15 protein-coding genes and 1 riboswitch are annotated in these 16537 nt (G+C 69.4%); of the genes, 6 read left to right on the top strand and 9 right to left on the bottom strand.

Going from position 1 to position 16537, the window contains the following annotated elements:
* The first annotated feature begins 5 nt into the window (after window positions 1-5).
* Window positions 6-638: a peptide deformylase gene (gene def, locus IE269_RS00520; RefSeq protein ID WP_189820654.1), complete on the top strand. Its 633-nt coding sequence runs from the start codon at window positions 6-8 to the stop codon at window positions 636-638.
* A 92-nt stretch (window positions 639-730) separates the two neighbouring features.
* Here def and IE269_RS00515 read toward each other — a convergent pair whose 3' ends face one another.
* The gene (locus tag IE269_RS00515; RefSeq protein WP_189820653.1) at window positions 731-1699 is read right to left on the bottom strand and encodes a helix-turn-helix domain-containing protein; all 969 of its coding nucleotides are present in this window, start codon (window positions 1697-1699) and stop codon (window positions 731-733) included.
* Window positions 1700-1791: 92 nt separating this feature from the next.
* On the opposite strand from IE269_RS00515, the gene IE269_RS00510 reads away from it, so the two are divergent.
* Window positions 1792-1986, top strand: coding sequence for a hypothetical protein (locus IE269_RS00510; protein ID WP_189820652.1), 195 nt, complete (start codon window positions 1792-1794; stop codon window positions 1984-1986).
* A gap of 7 nt (window positions 1987-1993) precedes the next feature.
* Here IE269_RS00510 and IE269_RS00505 read toward each other — a convergent pair whose 3' ends face one another.
* From IE269_RS00505 to IE269_RS00475, 7 genes are all read right to left on the bottom strand, one after another.
* The gene (locus tag IE269_RS00505) at window positions 1994-3013 is read right to left on the bottom strand and encodes a ribonucleotide-diphosphate reductase subunit beta (RefSeq protein WP_189820651.1); all 1020 of its coding nucleotides are present in this window, start codon (window positions 3011-3013) and stop codon (window positions 1994-1996) included.
* The gene (locus IE269_RS00500; RefSeq protein WP_189820650.1) at window positions 3013-5421 is read right to left on the bottom strand and encodes a ribonucleoside-diphosphate reductase subunit alpha; all 2409 of its coding nucleotides are present in this window, start codon (window positions 5419-5421) and stop codon (window positions 3013-3015) included. The genes IE269_RS00505 and IE269_RS00500 overlap by 1 nt, the downstream gene beginning before the upstream one ends.
* A gap of 144 nt (window positions 5422-5565) precedes the next feature.
* Window positions 5566-5689: riboswitch (cobalamin riboswitch) on the bottom strand.
* A 110-nt stretch (window positions 5690-5799) separates the two neighbouring features.
* The gene (locus tag IE269_RS00495) at window positions 5800-6300 is read right to left on the bottom strand and encodes a GNAT family N-acetyltransferase (RefSeq protein WP_189820649.1); all 501 of its coding nucleotides are present in this window, start codon (window positions 6298-6300) and stop codon (window positions 5800-5802) included.
* Between the two features lie 114 nt (window positions 6301-6414).
* Entirely contained in the window at window positions 6415-6651 is a 237-nt protein-coding gene (locus IE269_RS00490; protein WP_189820648.1) for a YbdD/YjiX family protein, read from the bottom strand.
* The gene (locus tag IE269_RS00485) at window positions 6648-8876 is read right to left on the bottom strand and encodes a carbon starvation CstA family protein (RefSeq protein WP_189820647.1); all 2229 of its coding nucleotides are present in this window, start codon (window positions 8874-8876) and stop codon (window positions 6648-6650) included. The genes IE269_RS00490 and IE269_RS00485 overlap by 4 nt, the downstream gene beginning before the upstream one ends.
* A 208-nt stretch (window positions 8877-9084) precedes the next feature.
* Window positions 9085-9369: a hypothetical protein gene (locus tag IE269_RS00480; RefSeq protein ID WP_189820646.1), complete on the bottom strand. Its 285-nt coding sequence runs from the start codon at window positions 9367-9369 to the stop codon at window positions 9085-9087.
* A gap of 266 nt (window positions 9370-9635) precedes the next feature.
* Entirely contained in the window at window positions 9636-10433 is a 798-nt protein-coding gene (locus IE269_RS00475) for a GntR family transcriptional regulator (RefSeq protein WP_189821315.1), read from the bottom strand.
* Between the two features lie 370 nt (window positions 10434-10803).
* On the opposite strand from IE269_RS00475, the gene IE269_RS00470 reads away from it, so the two are divergent.
* From IE269_RS00470 to IE269_RS00455, 4 genes are all read left to right on the top strand, one after another.
* Window positions 10804-12087, top strand: a complete 1284-nt coding sequence (locus IE269_RS00470) for an extracellular solute-binding protein (protein ID WP_189820645.1) — start codon at window positions 10804-10806, stop codon at window positions 12085-12087.
* A 136-nt stretch (window positions 12088-12223) separates the two neighbouring features.
* Window positions 12224-13219, top strand: coding sequence for a carbohydrate ABC transporter permease (locus IE269_RS00465; protein ID WP_189820644.1), 996 nt, complete (start codon window positions 12224-12226; stop codon window positions 13217-13219).
* 86 nt (window positions 13220-13305) lie between these two features.
* Window positions 13306-14109 (top strand): carbohydrate ABC transporter permease, encoded by an 804-nt coding sequence (locus IE269_RS00460; RefSeq protein ID WP_189821314.1) that lies wholly within the window; start codon window positions 13306-13308, stop codon window positions 14107-14109.
* A gap of 7 nt (window positions 14110-14116) precedes the next feature.
* Window positions 14117-15640 (top strand): glycoside hydrolase family 3 protein, encoded by a 1524-nt coding sequence (locus IE269_RS00455; RefSeq protein ID WP_189820643.1) that lies wholly within the window; start codon window positions 14117-14119, stop codon window positions 15638-15640.
* 78 nt (window positions 15641-15718) lie between these two features.
* Here IE269_RS00455 and nagB read toward each other — a convergent pair whose 3' ends face one another.
* Window positions 15719-16504, bottom strand: a complete 786-nt coding sequence (nagB, locus tag IE269_RS00450; RefSeq protein WP_189820642.1) for a glucosamine-6-phosphate deaminase — start codon at window positions 16502-16504, stop codon at window positions 15719-15721.
* Between the last annotated feature and the right edge of the window lie 33 nt (window positions 16505-16537).

The following is a 16537-nucleotide window of genomic DNA, read 5'->3' as shown; positions in this document are numbered from 1 at the left end:
CGGACATGGCGCAACAGCAGCAGGTCGACGAGCAGGTCGCATCGGAGTTCGTGGTGGACACGGAGGACTGCGAGGCGCGCGAGCTGGCGTACCGCGAGCGCGGCACCGCCCGGCCCATCACGGTCGTCGGCAACCCGGTGCTGCACCGCGAGTGCAAGAACGTCACCGAGTTCGACGACAAGCTCGCCTCCCTCATCGACGACATGTTCGCCAGCCAGAAGGCCGCCGAGGGCGTGGGCCTGGCCGCCAACCAGATCGGCGTCGACCTCAAGGTCTTCGTGTACGACTGCCCGGACGACGACGGCGTCCGCCACACCGGCGTCGTGATCAACCCGGTCCTGGACGAGCTGCCCGCCGACCGCCGCGTGCTGGACGACTCCAACGAGGGCTGCCTCTCCGTCCCCACCGCCTACGCCGAGCTGGCCCGCCCCGACTACGCGGTCGTGCGCGGCCAGGACGCCGAGGGCAACCCGATCGCGGTGGAGGGCACCGGCTACTTCGCCCGCTGCCTCCAGCACGAGACGGACCACCTCTACGGCCGCCTCTACATCGACCGCCTCTCCAAGCGCGAGCGCAAGGCCGCGCTCCAGCAGATGGAAGAGGGCACCCCGCGCTACGAGACGGTCCCCAACGATTAGTCCCCGCCTGCGTGTTTCCCCTGTGCCCGGCCTCTCGACGAGCGGCCGGGCACAGGTCGTTCGGGCGCCTTCCGGCCGGGGCCGCAGCCCGGTCAGGCGGCCCGGGCCGGGCCCCGGAAGGTCCGGCGGTACGCGTGCGGGGTCGTGCCCAGGGTGCGCAGGAAGTGGTGGCGCAGCCCCGCCGCCGTACCGAACCCGGAACGCCCCGCGACCGCGTCGATCGTCTCGTCCGACGCCTCCAGCAACTGCTGGGCCAGCAGCACCCGTTGGCGCAGCAGCCACCGGTAGGGAGTCGTCCCGGTCTCCTGCTGGAAGCGGCGGGCGAAGGTGCGCGGCGACATGTGGGCGCGGGCCGCCAACTCCTCGACGGTCAGCTCCTGTTCGAGGTTGCGCTCCATCCACACCAGCACCTCGCCGACCGTGTCGCAGCGGGCATGGGTGAGGGGCCGCTCGATGTACTGGGCCTGGCCGCCGTCCCGGTGCGGCGGCACCACCATCCGGCGGGCGATGGCGTTGGCGACCTCGGGCCCGTCCTCCTGGCGCACCAGGTGCAGGCAGGCGTCGATGCCGGCCGCGGTGCCCGCCGACGTGATCACGCTGCCCTCGTCGACGTACAGCACGTCCGGCTCCAGCCGGGCCAGCGGATGGCGCTCGGCCAGCTCGTCCACGTGCCGCCAGTGCGTGGTGCACCGGCGGCCGTCCAGCAGCCCGGCCGCGCCCAGCACGAAGGCCCCCGAGCAGACGCTCAGCACCCGCGCCCCGCGCTCGACGCCCCGGCGCAGGGCGGCCAGCAGCTCTTCCGGATACGTACGCGACTCGCAGTGCTGGTCGGCGGGGACGCAGATCAGGTCCGCCTCCTCCAGCCGGTCCAGACCGTACGGCACGTTGATCGTGAAGGCCCCCGAGCGGGCGGACAGCGGGCCCTTCTCGGCGGCGCAGACCGCGAAGTCGTAGACAGGCAGGCCCTGTTCGCTCCGGTCGATACCGAACACCTCGCACAGCACGCCGAGTTCGAACGGGTTCGCCCCGTCGACCAGCGCCACGGCCACGTTTTTCAGCATGCCGCCAGTATGCATCCGGTGTGGCAGTAATTCGACGTCTCATGACAGTCCTGCCACTCATCAAGACGCCTGCGAAGTAAGAGAGTTGAGGCATGAACACATTCATGGACTACCTGGCCGTAGCGTTCGTTTTCGCCCTTCTCGCCCTTCCTTCGCTCATCGGACACCTCGGGGACCTGCGGATCGACCGTCAGCTCCGGGACGCCGAGCGGGCGGACGCCGAAAGGGCCGGGACCCCCGAAGGAATCCCGGCCCGTCCGAGCAGCAGCTACAGCCGTGCCGCCTAGCAGCTGTCTAGAAGTCGTCGTCGAAGCCGACGGTGCCCTCGACGGCCACCTGGTACGCGGAGACCCGGCGCTCGAAGAAGTTCGTCAGCTCCTGGACGCCCTGGAGCTCCATGAAGGAGAACGGGTTGGAGGACCCGTACACCTTCGGGAAGCCGAGGCGCTCCAGGCGCTGGTCGGCGACGCACTCCAGGTACTCGCGCATGGACTCGGTGTTCATGCCCGGCAGGCCCTCGCCGCACAGGTCGCGGCCGAACTGGAGCTCGGCGGCGACGGCTTCCTTCAGCATGTCGGTGACCTGCTGCTCCAGCTCGTCGTCGAAGAGGTCCGGCTCTTCCTTGCGGACGGTGTCCACGACCTCGAACGCGAAGTTCATGTGCATGGTTTCGTCCCGGAAGACCCAGTTCGTCCCGGTTGCGAGACCGTGCAGCAGACCGCGGCTGCGGAACCAGTAGACGTACGCGAAGGCACCGTAGAAGAACAGGCCCTCGATGCACGCCGCGAAGCAGATCAGGTTGAGCAGGAAGCGGCGGCGGTCGGCCTTCGTCTCCAGGCGGTCGATCTTCTCGACCGAGTCCATCCACTTGAAGCAGAACTGCGCCTTCTCGCGGATGGAGGGGATCTCCTCGACTGCGTCGAAGGCCGCGGCGCGGTCCTCCGGGTCGGGGAGGTAGGTGTCCAGGAGCGTCAAGTAGAACTGGACGTGGACGGCTTCCTCGAAGAGCTGGCGGGAGAGGTAGAGCCGCGCCTCGGGGGAGTTGATGTGCTTGTAGAGCGTCAGCACCAGGTTGTTCGAGACGATCGAGTCGCCGGTCGCGAAGAACGCGACGAGACGGCCGATCATGTGCTGCTCGCCCGGGGTCAGCTTCGCGAGGTCCGCGACGTCCGAGTGGAGGTCGACCTCCTCGACGGTCCAGGTGTTCTTGATCGCGTCCCGGTAGCGCTCGTAGAAGTCCGGGTAGCGCATGGGGCGCAGGGTCAGCTCGAAGCCGGGGTCGAGAAGGTTCTTCTCGGAGTTGGTGGAGCTCATTACTGGCAGGCCTCGCAGGACTCGGGGTTTTCCAGGGAGCAGGCGAGCGCTTCGGCGTCCGTCACCTGCTGTGCGGGGAGGGTGGTCGTGGGGGCCGCGACCTGGGCGGTCTGCGAGCCGGCGGCGCGCGCGATGCGGGTGGCGGGGCGCGAGCGCAGGTAGTACGTCGTCTTCAGGCCCTTCTTCCAGGCGTACGCGTACATCGAGCTGAGCTTGCCGATGGTGGGCGTTTCGAGGAAGAGGTTGAGGGACTGGGACTGGTCGAGGTACGGGGTGCGGGCCGCCGCCATGTCGATCAGGCCGCGCTGCGGGATCTCCCACGCGGTGCGGTACAGGTCGCGGACCTCCTGCGGGATCCAGTTGAAGCCCTGGACCGAGCCGGACGCGTCGCGCAGCGCCTCACGGGTCTGCGCGTCCCAGACGCCGAGCGCCTTCAGGTCGCGGACCAGGTAGGAGTTGACCTGGAGGAACTCGCCGGAGAGGGTCTCGCGCTTGAAGAGGTTGGAGACCTGCGGCTCGATGCACTCGTACACGCCCGCGATGGAGGCGATGGTGGCGGTGGGCGCGATGGCCAGGAGCAGCGAGTTGCGCATGCCGGTCTTGGCGACGCGGGCGCGCAGGGCGTCCCAGCGCTCCGGCCAGGAGACCTCGACACCGTAGTGGTCGGGGTGCAGGACGCCACGGGCGGCGCGGGTCTTCTCCCAGGCGGGGAAGGTGCCGGCGCGCTCGGCGAGGTCGCAGGACGCCTCGTACGCGGCGAGCATGATCCGCTCGGCGATCTTCGTGGAGAGCGCCGCGGCCTCGGGGGAGTCGAACGGCAGCTTCAGCTTGAAGAAGACGTCCTGGAGGCCCATGGCGCCCAGGCCCACCGGACGCCACTTGGAGTTGGAGTTCCCGGCCTGCTCGGTCGGGTAGAAGTTGATGTCCACGACGCGGTCGAGGAAGGTGACGGCCGTGTGGACGGTCTTGTCGAGGCGGTCCCAGTCGATCTCGCCGTCGGCGAGGACGAAGGCGCCCATGTTGACCGAGCCGAGGTTGCAGACGGCCGTCTCGCCGTCGTTGGTGACCTCGAGGATCTCGGTGCACAGGTTGGAGGAGTGGACCGTGTGGCCCGGCTCCGCCGTCTGGTTGGCGGTCCGGTTGGAGGCGTCCTTGAACGTCATCCAGCCGTTGCCGGTCTGCGCGAGGGTGCGCATCATGCGGCCGTACAGGTCGCGGGCCGGGATGGTCTTCTTCGCCAGGCCCGCGGCCTCGGCCTTGCGGTAGGCGGCGTCGAAGTCGTCGCCCCACAGGTCCACCAGCTCGGGGACGTCGGCGGGGGAGAACAGCGACCACGGGCCGTCCTGGTCCACGCGGCGCATGAACTCGTCCGGGATCCAGTGGGCGAGGTTCAGGTTGTGGGTGCGGCGGGCGTCCTCGCCGGTGTTGTCGCGGAGCTCCAGGAACTCCTCGATGTCCGCGTGCCAGGTCTCCAGGTAGACCGCTGCGGCGCCCTTGCGGCGGCCGCCCTGGTTGACGGCGGCGACGGAGGCGTCGAGCGTCTTCAGGAACGGCACGATGCCGTTGGAGTGGCCGTTGGTGCCGCGGATCAGGGAGCCGCGGGCGCGGATGCGCGAGTAGGAGAGGCCGATGCCGCCCGCGTGCTTGGAGAGGCGCGCGACCTGGTGGTAGCGGTCGTAGATCGAGTCCAGCTCGTCCATCGGGGAGTCGAGGAGGTAGCAGGACGACATCTGCGGGTGGCGGGTGCCGGAGTTGAAGAGCGTCGGCGAGGACGGCAGGTAGTCCAGGCGGCTCATCAGGCGGTACAGGGAGGCGACCTCGGGGAGAGCCCGCTCGGCACTCTCTTCAATGGACACAGTGTCATCGGCGAGGCCGGAGGCCACGCGCAGCATGAAGTGCTGCGGGGTCTCGACGACCTGGCGGGTGATCGGGTGGCGCAGCAGGTAGCGGCTGTAGACGGTGCGCAGACCGAAGTACTCGAAGCGGTCGTCGCCGTCGAGGTCGATCAGCTCGTCGAGGGCCGCCGCGTGCTTGGCGACGAAGTCGGCCGTGCGGTCCGCGATGAGCCCTTCGCGGTGACCGACGGCGACGGACTCGGAGAAGCAGCCCACGCCCTGGGTGGCGGCCTCGTCCCGGATCGTACGGGCGAGCAGGCGCGCGGCGAGGCGCGAGTACGCGGGATCCTCGGAGATGAGGCCGGCGGCGGCCTCGGTGGCGAGCTCCCGGAGCTCGGCGGCGTCCGAGCGCGCGTTGCGCCCACGCAGGGCGGCGGCGGCGACCCGGCCGGGGTCGGTGTCGGGCAGGTCGGCGGTCAGGTCCGTCAGGGTGCGCAGCAGCGCGGTCCCGGGGGCGTCCTGGTTGTCCGTACTCTGCTCGGCGACGGCCGGATCGACTGGCGCGATGGTCACGTGGGGGCTCTCCCTCGCTCGGCGCGGGGCCACGGGGCGGAGCGGGGGCGCGCGAGCACACGTCCGCCTCGAAAAGGGCGCACGTCGCCTGGCGTCCACCGGCCCAACCGCGAGGCCCGGACGTATCGGAATCCGGTTCGGTCGAGCCGGATCACGCCGTCGGCAGGTCCTCGGACTTGGCGGTGCGCAAATGCGCACATGACACACCGTTGCGGGACAGTTCCGGATTCTCACCGGATTCCCCTGCGGCGACAGCGAGGACGAGCATACATGTGGTGGGTCCCCGTTGGGGAACCCACCACATGTTGTGTCGCGTGCCGTAACACTTCACAAGAGGAAGCCCTGTTTCGAGGGGGCCTGGGGCCTTTTCCGTACGGGCTAAAGCCCCAATTCGTACGTCAACAGGCCCAGTCCCGGGAGCGGTTCCCAGTCCCTGTCGGGCGTTCGTACGAAGCCGAGGCGCTCGTAGATCCGGTGCGCCCCGAGCATCGTCGGCTGGGTCGACATCACCAGCCGTACGACCCCTTCCTCGGCCCGTGCGCGGGCGATGCAGGCCCGTACGAGAGCCTCGCCCGCCCCGCGGCCCCGTGCCGCGTGCGCGACCGCGAGCATGCGGAACTCGGCCTCGCCGGGTACGGCGATGTCCTGGAGGGGGCTGCCCTGGGGAGCATAGGTGACGGTGCCCAGCAGAGTCCCGTCGGCGTCCACGGCGACCAGCAGCTCGGCCTTCTCGGCGCGGGACGCGGCGTCCCGCAGTACGGGCAGGTAGGTGTCCTGGGCGCCGCCGGACAGGAGTCCGTCGTCCAGGTAGGCGCGGGCGGTGATCTCGCCCACTGCGGTGTGCTCGGCGGGTTCCGCGGTTCGGATACGCATGTCCATGCCCGGCAGTGTGCAACGGCGACGGCCCGGCGCCCCACCCCGTATCGAGGGGCGGAACGCCGGGCCGTACGCACGCGGAGCCGTCGGCCGCGCAGCGGCGGGGCCGTCAGCCGCTCAGCAGCAGCGGAAGCCCTCCCGCGGATCGCCCTCGCGGGCGTCGGTGCGGCTGCGCTCGAAGGCGCGGCGGGACATCACGGGGGCGTCCGGGTCGTGCGACCTGGCGTGGGCGACGTAACGGTCGTACGTCGCCTCGCCGGTCAGCTCGCGCACGAACCACCGCAGCCGGGACAGCCGGTGCCGCAGGGCCCCCGTGCTCACGTGCCGCAGTGTCCCGTGGGTCCCGGTGCTCATACCGTGCTCTCCTCCTTCAGCGGGCGGCCGTCCGGGCCCAGGCCCGCGGCGGCCATCTCGGCCTTCTCCTCCTTGGTGGCGAAGAGCGACGCCGGGGCGACGATCTCCGACTTCACGTACTTCGTCTCGCTGAGGGTGACCGCCGCCGGGTGGCGGATCGCCTTGAGGCAGGCGCGGCAGGCCTCGAAGAGGACGACCACGATCAGTACGGCGAAGAGGATCGAAAGGACGCCGTCCACCGTGGAGTTGGTGACGATGGTCTCCATCTGCTCGCGGTTCTTGGCGAGTCCGACCTTGTCGAGGCCCTTGTCGAGAGCGGTCTGGTAGACGTCGCGCTGGGCGAAGAAGCCGACCTTCGGGTCGTCGGAGAAGATCTTCTGCCAGCTCGCGGTGAGCGTGACCGCCACGTCCCACAGCAGCGGAACGGCCGTCACCCAGGCGTACTTGAGCCGCCCGGACTTGATCAGCAGCGTGGTGCAGACGGCGAGCGCGACGGCTGCCAGGAGCTGGTTGGCGATGCCGAACAGCGGGAAGAGCTGGTTGATGCCGCCCAGCGGGTCGTGCACGCCGACCCACAGGAAGTAGCCCCAGGCCAGGACGACGATGGCGCTGGCGATCCAGACGCCGGGCTTCCAACTGACGTTCTTGAACGGCTTGTAGACGTTGCCGAGCATGTCCTGGAGCATGAACCGGCCGACCCGGGTGCCCGCGTCGAGCGTCGTCAGGATGAACAGCGCCTCGAACATGATGGCGAAGTGGTACCAGAACGCCTTCATCGCTGCCCCGCCGAACGCGGCCGAGAAGATCTCCGACAGGCCGAGCGCGAAGGTCGGCGCGCCACCCGTGCGGTGCAGCAGGCTGGCCTCCTCGACGTCCTTGGCGGCCTGCGCCAACTGGTCGGGGGTGATGGTGAATCCGAGGTTCCCGACCGCCTGCGAGGCGGCCTGCACGGTGTCGCCGACCACGCCCGCGGGCGCGTTGACGGCGAAGTACAGGCCCGGGTCGATGATGCAGGCGGCGATCAGCGCCATGATCGCGACGAACGACTCGACCAGCATGGAGCCGTAGCCGATCGTCCGGATCTGCGTCTCCTTCTGGATCATCTTCGGCGTCGTACCGGAAGAGATCAGCGAGTGGAAGCCGGAGAGCGCACCGCACGCGATGGTGATGAACACGAACGGGAACAGCGAACCGGCGAAGACCGGCCCGGTGCCACTCGTCGCGAACTTCGTGATGCCGTCCATCTTCAGCGTCGGCAGCGCGATCAGCACGCCCACCGCGAGCAGCCCGATCGTGCCGACCTTCATGAACGTCGAGAGGTAGTCGCGCGGCGCGAGCAGCAGCCACACCGGCAGCACCGACGCGAGGAAGCCGTAGATCACCATCCAGATGACCAGCGTGCCCGGCTCCAGGGTGAAGGTCTCCGCCCAGGACGACTCCGCGACCCAGCCGCCCGCGACGATCGCGAGCAGCAGCAGGGCGACGCCGATGAGCGACACCTCGGTCACCCGCCCCGGCCGCAGGATGCGCAGGTAGATGCCCATGAACAGCGCGATCGGAATCGTCATCCCGATCGAGAAGACGCCCCAGGGGGACTCGGCCAGCGCGTTCACGATGATCAGGGCGAGCACCGCGAGCAGGATGATCATGATGGCGAACACGGCGATGAGCGCCGCCGCGCCGCCGACCACGCCGATCTCGTCCCGGGCGATCTGGCCCAGCGAACGGCCGTTGCGGCGCGTGGAGAAGAACAGCGTGACCATGTCCTGGACCGCGCCCGCGAAGATCACGCCCGCGACGATCCAGATGGTGCCCGGCAGGTACCCCATCTGGGCCGCCAGCACGGGCCCGACCAGCGGACCCGCGCCCGCGATGGCCGCGAAGTGGTGCCCGAAGAGCACGCGCCGGTCGGTGGGGTGGAAGTCCACGCCGTCGTTGTGGAGTTCGGCCGGGGTCGCCCGGGTCTTGTCGACCTTGAGCACCCGGTTCGCGATGAACTTCGAGTAGAAGCGGTACGCGATGGCGTACGAGCCCAGCGCCGCCGCCAGCATCCACGCGGCCGAGACGTCCTCGCCCCGGGACAGCGCGAGCACCGCCCAGCCGGCCGCGCCGACGATCGCCACCAGGGTCCAGATCACCACGGACTTGGGCGACAGCCTGCGGCGGGCGGGCTCCGGGGCGGCCCCGGCCTGCTCGGTCTCCGCTGTCGGTCTCGGCTCTGCCATGGCGATCCGTCCCCTCGCGCGATCTTCTCTGTCGTAACGTGCGCGAAATCTAGGGGCTGCGACCGCGCTGCGTAACCCCCTGTCCGCATATCGGTACGGACACGGGGCGACCATCGCAGGTCAGCGGGGGTACCAGCGTCAACTTGCCGGAGGGCGTGCCGGGTTGTGGAACGGGGCCGTCGACGTGGTCGACGGCCCCGGGGCGGGACTACCAGCAGGCGTACTCGCGGTTGGGCTGGCTGACCGGCTCCTGCGTGTTCGGCTTGAGGTAGACGACCTTGTAGAGGCCGTACCAGCGCTGGGTCGAGGACTGCGTCTTGCTCTTCAGCGTCTGGATCCAGCGGACGCCGCCGGAGTTGTTGTCGTACGAGGACGGGCAGCCCTTCCCCGTCAGGTTGGTGGGACCGCCGGCCGCCTGCGCCGAGGTGGACATGGTGAGGGCGAGCATGCCGCCCGCCAGGGTCACTGCCGCCAGCTGTGCCTTTTTCCTCATGGGGTGACGCGCCTTTCGGTGGATCCGAGTGGGTGCGGAACGGGTCGAGCGCGGTGCCTGCCGGTGGCCACCTGGCGTTCCCGATCCTTCTCGACGACCGAGAGCGGGTCAATGGACTAGACCAAGTGGCTGGCCGGAAAAGGCTGTACCGCGACGGGGCGCGAGCGCCGCGCCCACCGTGTGCACCTGCGTGGATGTCCGGGCGGTCGGGGGGACCGGCCGCGCCCGAGGCCGTGGATCAAGCCTCAAACGCGCCGTCCCGGCGGTCAGTCCTGGGGGCGCTGGAGGCGGGCCACGAACTTGTAGCGGTCGCCCCGGTAGACCGAGCGGACCCACTCCACCGGCTCCCCGTTCTTGTCCAGGGAGTGGCGGGAAAGCATCAGCATCGGCAGGCCGACGTCGGTGCCCAGCAGCCCCGCCTCGCGCGGCGTGGCGAGGGAGGTCTCGATGGTCTCCTCGGCCTCGGAGAGGCGTACGTCGTACACCTCGGCGAGCGCGGTGTAGAGCGAGGTGTACTTGACGAGGGAGCGCCGCAGCGCCGGAAATCGCTTGGCGGACAGGTGAGTTGTCTCGATCGCCATCGGCTCGCCGCTCGCCAGGCGCAGGCGTTCGATGCGCAGGACGCGCCCGCCCGCGGTGATGTCCAGGAGCCCGGCGAGGGTGTCGTCGGCGGTGACGTACCCGATGTCCAGGAGCTGCGAGGTGGGTTCGAGGCCCTGGGCCCTCATGTCCTCGGTGTACGAGGTGAGTTGGAGGGACTGCGAGACCTTCGGCTTGGCGACGAAGGTGCCCTTGCCCTGGATGCGTTCCAGCCGCCCCTCGACGACCAGTTCCTGGAGGGCCTGGCGGACGGTGGTGCGGGAGGTGTCGAACTCGGCGGCGAGGGTGCGCTCCGGGGGCACCGGGGTGCCCGGGGGGAGGGTTTCGGTCATGTCGAGCAGGTGCCGCTTGAGGCGGTAGTACTTCGGGACGCGGGCGGTGCGCGTGGGCGCGGCCGCCTCCGAGGCCGTACCGCTCGTGGCGGCCCCCGTGCTGGTCTCCGTGCGTCCCCCGTCGGTGATCATGGTCCGCCCTTCCGGCTCCTGCGCTGCTGCCGTCACCGGCTCCTCCGTCTGTCGCGGCTCACATGGATGGTGGCACGGTCCGCCGCGCGGGGCTCGGGCTCCGCGCGATTCCCTCTTATACACCGCAACGCCCGTGAACACGGTGGCCGAAGGGCCTGTTGTGCGCTCGCGTGCGGGCCCAGGTGTCGGTCCGATAACGGACGCAACGAGTGGTCTTACACACCCTTGACACCCCAAAAGGTCTAGGCCAAGCTCCAGCTACTGGTCTAAACCATTAAAGACCAGGTCCCAGTCCCACAGGCCGTACTTCGTGCGTTGTCCTCGCGGTGGGCAGGGGGTTGCAGGCATCCCTGAGCAGGAGAGTGGCGTAATGAAGCGCAAGCTCATCGCGGCGATTGGCGTCGCCGGCATGTTGGTCGGCGTGGCGGCGTGCGGTTCGGACACCAAGTCCGGCGGCGGCGAAAAGGCGGCCGACACCAAGGAACTGACCGTCTGGCTCACTGTCGACGCACAGAAGAACTGGCCCGAGCTGGTGAAGTCCGCGGACGACGCGGTCACCAAGAAGTACCCGGGCATGAAGATCAAGCACGAGTACTACGGCTGGCCGGACAAGAACGCGAAGCTGGACGCCGTCCTCGCCACGGAGAACGCCCCCGACGTGGTCGAGATGGGCAACACCGAGATGCTCAGCTACATCGCGACCGGTGCCTTCGCCGAGGTCGACCCGAAGAAGTTCGACCAGTCCGACGCCTGGCTGGACGGCCTGAAGGCCTCCGTCACGTACGAGGGCAAGACCTACGGCGTCCCCTACTACGCGGGCGGCCGTGTCGGCACCTGGCGCAAGGACATCGCCGAGGAGGCCGGTGTCAAGGCCGCTCCGAAGACGTACAAGGAGCTCACCGACTCCCTGGACAAGATCCAGAAGAAGAAGGGCGACAAGTTCAGCGCCTGGTACCAGCCCTCGCCGGACTGGTACGCCGCGATGTCCTTCGTGTACGAGGCCGGCGGCTCCATCGCGAAGGAGGAGGGCGGCAAGTTCAAGGCCAACCTCTCCTCGCCGGAGTCCCAGAAGGGTCTCACCGAGTACAAGAAGGTGCTCGACACCTACATGCACGCCGACAAGACCAAGGACGAGTCCGACCGTCCGGTCGTCTTCGGCCAGGGCAACTCGGGCATGATCTTCGGCGCCGGCTGGGAGGGTGCGACGGCCGCCACGAAGGAGAACGACAAGGTCGGCAAGCTCGACACCAAGCTCGAGAACTTCGTGATGCCCGGCCCGTCCGGCAAGGCCATGCCGGTCTTCCTCGGTGGCTCGGACCTGGCGGTGCCCGCCAAGTCCAAGTCGCAGGAGGCCGCCGCCGAGTGGATCAACGCCTTCACCGGCAAGGACGGCCAGAAGGTCCTCACCGCCAAGGGCAACCTGCCGAACAACAAGACGGACCTGGCGCCGCTGAAGAACGACCCGAAGACGGCCGTTCCCGCCACCGCCGCCGAGTCCAGCTGGTTCGTGCCGATGGCACCGGGCTGGGGCCAGATCGAGAAGGCGCAGGTCCTCAAGACCATGCTCCAGGAGATCGGCACCGGCAAGAAGTCCGTCGCCGACGCGGCCAAGGTCGCCGACGCCGCGATCGACAAGGTCATCAACACCAAGTGACCCGCAGGCAGGGCCCCGCCGCTCGGCGGGGCCCTGCTGCCTGCCCGTGCCGGACCCACCCGGCGCGCTGCTCCCGGGGGACGGGGCGGCACGGTGCGAATGCAGTTGTACGAGAGGGATCGCTGAGGAGCGCGCGATGAGTGCCGCAGAGACAACCACCGCCAAGGTGCCGCCCACGCGGCAGGCACCGTCGCCGGGCAGCACCGGCACCCCCGGGAAGAAGACCGGCCGCACATCGAGAAACGGCACAGCCGCGGCGCCCTGGGCACTGCTCGCGCCCTGCCTCCTCGTGCTCGTCCTGGTCCTCGGCTACCCCCTGGTCCGCCTGGTCACCCTCTCCTTCCAGGACTTCGGCAAGTCCCAGCTCTGGGGCTTCAAGGAGACGACCACGGTCGGCCTCGCCAACTTCACCAAGCTCTTCTCCGACGGCGAGTTCTGGGCCGTCGTGGTGCGCACGATCCTGTTCGCGGCCGGCGCGGTCATCTTCACGATGGTCATCGGCATGATGATCGCCCTCCTGCTCCAGAAGGTCGCGGGCTGGGTCAAGATCCTCATCAACGTGGCCCTGATCGCCAGCTGGGGCATGCCGATCGTCGTCTCCACCACCGTCTTCAAGTGGATGTTCGACACCGACTACGGCGTCCTGAACTACCTCCTCGACAAGCTCCCCGGCGTCGACATGAACGGCCACAACTGGTTCGCCAGCGGCCCGCAGGGCCTCGCCGTCATCATGCTGCTGGTCGTCTGGGGCGCGGTGCCGTTCGTCGTCATCACCCTCAGCGCCGGACTCACTCAGGTCCCCAAGGAGCTGGAGGAGGCCGCCCGCCTCGACGGCGCGGGCGCCATCAAGGTCTTCCGCTACGTCACCCTCCCGATCCTCAAGCCGATCATCGTGATGCTCACGACGCTCTCGCTGATCTGGGACATGGGTGTCTTCCCGCAGGTCTTCGTGATGCGCAACGGCCACCCCGAGGCCGAGTTCCAGCTGCTCACCACCTACTCGTACGACAAGGCCTTCGTCGTCAACGACTACTCCGGCGGCTCGGCGATCGCCCTGGTGACCGTCCTGCTCCTGCTCGGTGTCGTCGCCGTCTACATGCGCCAGATGCTCAAGATCGGAGAGGTGGAGTGACCACGACCGCAGCGGCTCCCGCCGTCACCACCGCCACGTCCACCGCCTCCGGCAAGGCTGCCAAGCCCCGCCGCAAGAAGACCAAGCTGGGCTGGAACCTGATCGGCCTGCTGGTCTTCGTGACCGCCGGCTTCCCCGTCTACTGGATGCTGAACACCGCGTTCAAGCCCGCCAAGGACGCGATCGACCCCAACCCGCACTTCTTCCCGACCGAGTTCACCCTGGACAACTTCACCCGGGCGTTCCAGGTCTCCGACTTCTGGGGTCCGGTCGGGCGCAGTCTGATCGTCTCGCTGGTCGTCGTGGTCATCGGCATGATCGTCGGCCTGCTGGCCGCGCTCGCCATCTCGCGGTTCGCCTTCCGCGGCCGCAAGGTCGTCATCGTCGGCATCCTCGCGGTCCAGATGGTCCCGCTGGTCGCCATGATCATCCCGGTCTTCCTGCTGCTCAACGACCTCGGGCAGTACGACAAGCTCTCCGGCCTGATCATCACGTACCTGACCTTCATCCTCCCCTTCACGGTGTGGACGCTGCGCGGTTTCATCGTCAACATCCCCAAGGAGCTGGAGGAGGCGGCCATGGTCGACGGCTGCACCCGCACCTCCGCCTTCATGCGGGTCGTCTTCCCGCTGCTGGCCCCGGGCATCGTCGCAACGTCCGTCTACGGCTTCATCCAGGCGTGGAACGAGTACCTGTACGCCCTCATGCTGATGAGCCAGCAGAACCAGACCGCCACCGTCTGGCTCGGCAACTTCACCACCAAGCAGGGCACCGAGTACGCGCCGATGATGGCCGGCTCGACCATGATGGCCGTGCCCATCGTGATCCTCTTCCTCATCGTCCAGCGCAAGATGGCCGCAGGTCTGACGGCCGGCGCAGTGAAGGGATGACTCACCCATGACGACGCTGATCACCCGCTCGGACACCCTCACCCGGGACGCCCTCGCCGTCCTCCAGCCCGGCTTCACCGGCACCGCCGCCCCCGACTGGCTGCTGCGCAGCGTGGGGGAGGGGCTGTCCTCCGTCGGCCTGTTCGGCCGGAACATCGCCTCGCCGGAGCAGCTCGCGGCCCTCACCGCCCAGCTGCGTGCCGAGCGCGCGGACGTCCTGGTCGCCATCGACGAGGAGGGCGGCGACGTCACCCGCCTCGAAGTGCGCGGCGGCTCCTCCTTCCCCGGCAACCTGGCCCTCGGCGCGGTCGACGACGTGGACCTGACACGTGACGTCGCCCGCGAGCTGGGCCGGCGCCTCGCCGAGTGCGGCGTCAACCTCAACTGGGCCCCGTCGGCGGACGTGAACTCCGACCCGGGCAACCCGGTCATCGGCGTACGGTCCTTCGGCGCCGACCCCGCGCTCGTCGCCCGGCACACCGCCGCGTACATCGAGGGCCTCCAGGCCTCCGGCGTCGCCGCCTGCACCAAGCACTTCCCGGGCCACGGCGACACCAATGTCGACTCGCACCACGACATGCCCCGTATCGATGTGGACCTCGCCACACTGCACGCCCGTGAGCTGGTTCCTTTCCGGGCGGCGATCGCAGCCGGTTCCAAATCGGTCATGAGTGCGCATATTCTTCTCCCTGCGCTCGACCCCACCCGTCCCGCGACTCTCAGCCCGCAGATCCTCACCGGTCTGCTGCGCGAGGAGCTGGGCTACCAGGGGCTGATCATCACGGACGGCATGGAGATGCAGGCCATCTCCGCGACGTACGGAATCGAGCGCGGCTCCGTCCTGGCGATCGCCGCGGGCGCCGACGCGATCTGCGTCGGCGGCGGCCTCGCCGACGAGGAGACCGTCCTGCGCCTGCGCGACGCGCTGGTGTCGGCGGTCCGCTCCGGCGAACTGCCGGAGGAGCGGCTGGCCGACGCGGCCGCGAGGGTTCGCTCCCTCGCGACGTGGACGCAGCAGGCCCGTGAGGCTTCGGGGCCGGGCGCGGAAGTGCAGGAGGGGACCGCGCCCGGCAACGAGAACCACACGACTGTCGGCCTGGTCGCCGCCCGCCGAGCCGTCACCGTCACCCGCGCCCCGGGCGCCACTCCCGTCACCTCGGCTCCGTACGTCGCCGCCCTGACCCCGGTCGCGAACATCGCGGTGGGCGACGAGACCCCGTGGGGCGTCGCCGCCGACCTGGCGCGGCTGCTCCCGGGCACCGAGACGGGCACCTTCAACGCCGAGACCGGCACGGCCGAAGCGATCCTGGCCGCCGCCGGGGACCGCCGGATCGTCGCCGTCGTACGCGACGAACACCGTCACCCGTGGATGGCCGCGGCCCTGGACGCGCTCCTGGCGGCCCGTCCGGACACGGTCGTGGTCGAGATGGGCGTGCCCCAGTCGGCCCCGCGCGGCGCGCTGCACGTGGCGACGCACGGTGCGGCGAGGGTGTGCGGCGAGGCGGCTGCGGAGGCCATCACCGGCCGCTAGCCACCCGAGTACCCGAAAGGCCGGGCCCCCACTGCGGGGGTGCCCGGCCTTTCGTACGTCCGTGGAGCTTTCGGGAGCTTAAAGTCCCTGCCACACCGGCTTGTTGGCGTAGGTGTGACGGAAGTAGTCCGCCAGCTTCAGCTTGGACGCGGCGGCCTCGTCGACGACGACGGTCGCGTGCGGGTGCAGCTGGAGCGCGGAGGCCGGCACGAGCGCCGAGAGCGGGCCCTCGACGGTCTGCGCGACGGCCTCGGCCTTGCCCTCGCCGGTGGCCAGCAGGACCAGGTGACGGGCGTCCAGGATGGTGCCGATGCCCTGGGTGATGACGTGGCGCGGGACCTGGGCGGTGTCGCCGTCGAAGAAGCGCGCGTTGTCGTCGATGGTCTGCTGGGTCAGCGTCTTGATGCGGGTGCGCGAAGCCAGCGAGGAGCAGGGCTCGTTGAAGCCGATGTGCCCGTCGGTGCCGATGCCCAGGATCTGGAGGTCGACGCCGCCGGCCTCGGCGAGCGCCTTGTCGTACGCCTCGCACGCGGCCTGCACGTCCTCGGCGGAGCCGTCCGGGCCGAAGAAGGACGCCTCGGTCAGCCCCAGCGGCTCCACGACCTCGCGCAGGACGGTCGCGCGGTACGACTCGGGGTGCCCGGCCGGCAGGCCCACGTACTCGTCCAGCTGGCAGATGCGGGCCCTGGACGCGTCCACCTCACCGGCGGCGACCTTGGCGGTCAGGGCCGTGTAGATGGGCAGCGGGGACGAACCGGTGGCGACACCGAGCAGGGCGTCGGGCTTGCTGCCCAGCAGGTTCGCGATGCTCTGCGCGATGAGCTCGCCGCCTGCCTTGGCGTCCGGAACGATGACAACTTCCACGCTGATGCCTGCCTGTCTGTGTGGGAGTGGAGA

Origin of the sequence: Streptomyces spiroverticillatus (genome assembly GCA_014650415.1) — a bacterium.
In the GTDB taxonomy this organism is placed as follows: domain Bacteria; phylum Actinomycetota; class Actinomycetes; order Streptomycetales; family Streptomycetaceae; genus Streptomyces; species Streptomyces spiroverticillatus.
This window is presented reverse-complemented; position numbering and strand designations above follow the sequence as displayed.

Bases quoted from the DNA above. Each gene is read 5' to 3' on its own strand.
- def (WP_189820654.1), top strand. From the start codon at position 6: ATGGCGCAACAGCAGCAGGTCGACGAGCAGGTCGCATCGGAGTTCGTG.
- IE269_RS00515 (WP_189820653.1), bottom strand. From the start codon at position 1,699: ATGCTGAAAAACGTGGCCGTGGCGCTGGTCGACGGGGCGAACCCGTTC.
- IE269_RS00510 (WP_189820652.1), top strand. From the start codon at position 1,792: ATGAACACATTCATGGACTACCTGGCCGTAGCGTTCGTTTTCGCCCTT.
- IE269_RS00505 (WP_189820651.1), bottom strand. From the start codon at position 3,013: ATGAGCTCCACCAACTCCGAGAAGAACCTTCTCGACCCCGGCTTCGAG.
- IE269_RS00495 (WP_189820649.1), bottom strand. From the start codon at position 6,300: ATGGACATGCGTATCCGAACCGCGGAACCCGCCGAGCACACCGCAGTG.
- IE269_RS00490 (WP_189820648.1), bottom strand. From the start codon at position 6,651: ATGAGCACCGGGACCCACGGGACACTGCGGCACGTGAGCACGGGGGCC.
- IE269_RS00485 (WP_189820647.1), bottom strand. From the start codon at position 8,876: ATGGCAGAGCCGAGACCGACAGCGGAGACCGAGCAGGCCGGGGCCGCC.
- IE269_RS00480 (WP_189820646.1), bottom strand. From the start codon at position 9,369: ATGAGGAAAAAGGCACAGCTGGCGGCAGTGACCCTGGCGGGCGGCATG.
- IE269_RS00475 (WP_189821315.1), bottom strand. From the start codon at position 10,433: ATGATCACCGACGGGGGACGCACGGAGACCAGCACGGGGGCCGCCACG.
- IE269_RS00470 (WP_189820645.1), top strand. From the start codon at position 10,804: ATGAAGCGCAAGCTCATCGCGGCGATTGGCGTCGCCGGCATGTTGGTC.
- IE269_RS00465 (WP_189820644.1), top strand. From the start codon at position 12,224: ATGAGTGCCGCAGAGACAACCACCGCCAAGGTGCCGCCCACGCGGCAG.
- IE269_RS00455 (WP_189820643.1), top strand. From the start codon at position 14,117: ATGACGACGCTGATCACCCGCTCGGACACCCTCACCCGGGACGCCCTC.